Source organism: Microcella sp., assembly GCF_051860105.1.
GTDB lineage: Bacteria > Actinomycetota > Actinomycetes > Actinomycetales > Microbacteriaceae > Microcella.
Window position 1 is genome coordinate 1,568 of record NZ_JBHYEO010000036.1, and the last position, 1,621, is coordinate 3,188.

The 1,621-nt window shown below is 73.8% G+C and carries 1 protein-coding gene and 2 pseudogenes; 1 reads left to right on the forward strand and 2 read right to left on the reverse strand.

Annotated features, from left to right (window positions below):
• Positions 1–437: pseudogene (locus ACTIE9_RS12705) on the reverse strand (LCP family protein); the annotation flags it as partial.
• Between the two features lie 71 nt (positions 438–508).
• Positions 509–1,033 (reverse strand): 5-(carboxyamino)imidazole ribonucleotide mutase, encoded by a 525-nt coding sequence (gene purE / locus ACTIE9_RS12710; RefSeq protein WP_439565936.1) that lies wholly within the window; start codon positions 1,031–1,033, stop codon positions 509–511.
• Positions 1,034–1,254: 221 nt separating this feature from the next.
• Between purE and ACTIE9_RS12715 the strand changes: the two are divergent.
• Positions 1,255–1,621, forward strand: a pseudogene (locus tag ACTIE9_RS12715) (hypothetical protein); the annotation flags it as partial.

Consider the following 1,621-nt stretch of genomic DNA (forward strand, 5'->3'; position numbering starts at 1 on the left):
GGCGCCACCGGCACCCCGCCGCCGAAGACCGACCCCAGCGCGTCGCGCCCCACGCCGGTCAGCAGCGCAGCGTAGCCGGCCGAGCCGGTCGTGAGCACGAGGCTCAGCACGGCGAAGGCGGCGATCGGCACGCGCGCGCGCGGCGGTGTGCGCACGAGGCGCACGAGGGTGAAGGCGTTGATCGTCGTCACCAGCCACAGCACCGCGTAGAACACGAGCCCCAGCTGAGCGATCCAGAGCACAATGACGTTCGTCGCGAGCGTCAGCGCCGCCGGGCGCCAGAGCAGGAACAGCGCCAGCGCAGTCGCCGCGAACGCCCACAGCACGAACGTCGCACCTACGGCGAACCGACCGAGCCGACGATCGCCCGCGAGCAGCTGGGCGCTGCCCGGCACGAGCAGATTGAGCCCGAGCAGCCACCACGCGCGACGGCTCATCGCCCGTGAGTCGCGCGGGTCGGGGTGGCGGAGGGGCGAGGTGTGCGTCGCCGCGGGGAGGTGCCTCGAGCTCACGGCGCGGCGGACGTCGCGCGACCCTGCGCGATCGCCGACTTCAGGGCGGCGTTCTTGCCCGCCACGGCCTGCTCGAGTTCTGCGGCGAAGGCTGAGAGCCGGGCGGCGACGGCCGCATCCGTCGACCCGATGATGCGCGCCGCGAGCAGGCCCGCGTTGCGCCCGCCGCCGATCGAGACCGTCGCGACGGGGATGCCCGCGGGCATCTGCACGATGCTCAGCAGGCTGTCGAGGCCGTCGAGCGTGGCGAGAGGCACGGGCACCCCGACGACGGGCAAGGTCGTGACGCTCGCGATCATGCCCGGCAGGTGGGCGGCACCACCGGCCCCCGCGATGATGACGCGGATGCCCCTGCCCGCGGCCGCGCGGCCGTACGCGATCATCGCGTCGGGGGTGCGGTGGGCGCTCAGCACCTCGACCTCGTGGGCGATGCCGAGCTCATCGAGTGCGGCGGCGGCGTGCTGCATGACCGACCAGTCGGAGTCGGAGCCCATGACCAAGGCGACGAGAGGGGAATCCATGGGTCAAGGGTAGGCGCGGCGAGGGGGCGCGGGCGGGAGTGGCACGCGGCGGGGCCCGGGGCAGGGTTCGGGTGCCGGCTCGGGTGCCGGCTCTGGTGCCGGCTCTGGGCGGGGCTCGGGTGCCGGCTCCCTCCTCCCTCACAGGGGGTGGTGATGAGAAGTTCTCCGGAGATTGCCTCAACCCTCTAGAACATACGTTCGACTGAGGGGAGAATCTCCTCATGCCCAACCCCCTCCTCACCTCGCTCGCCGACGCGCACCGCGCGCTCGCGGCGCTCGGTGACGAGGCGCTCGGTGATGGGGCGCTCGCCGACCTGACTGACGACGCGGTGCTCGAGGCGCTCGATCGCGCCGCCGCGGTGCGGAGGCTCGTGGATGCCCGCTCGGCCCTGCTCGCGGGCGAAGTGGCCCGGCGCTCGGCTCCGCACCTCGCGCACTCGGGTCTCGCGCAGCGTCACGGTCACCGCACCCCCGAAGAGCTCGTGCGCGTCACCACTGGCTCATCGCGGCACGATGCCCGGGTCGCGGTGCGCGCGGGGGCGGTGCTGCTGGAGGCGGGACTGTCGGATTCCGGGCTGCCCGGCTCGG

Coding starts and splice junctions, on each gene's coding strand:
- purE (WP_439565936.1), bottom strand. CDS start 1,033: ATGGATTCCCCTCTCGTCGCCTTGGTCATGGGCTCCGACTCCGACTGG.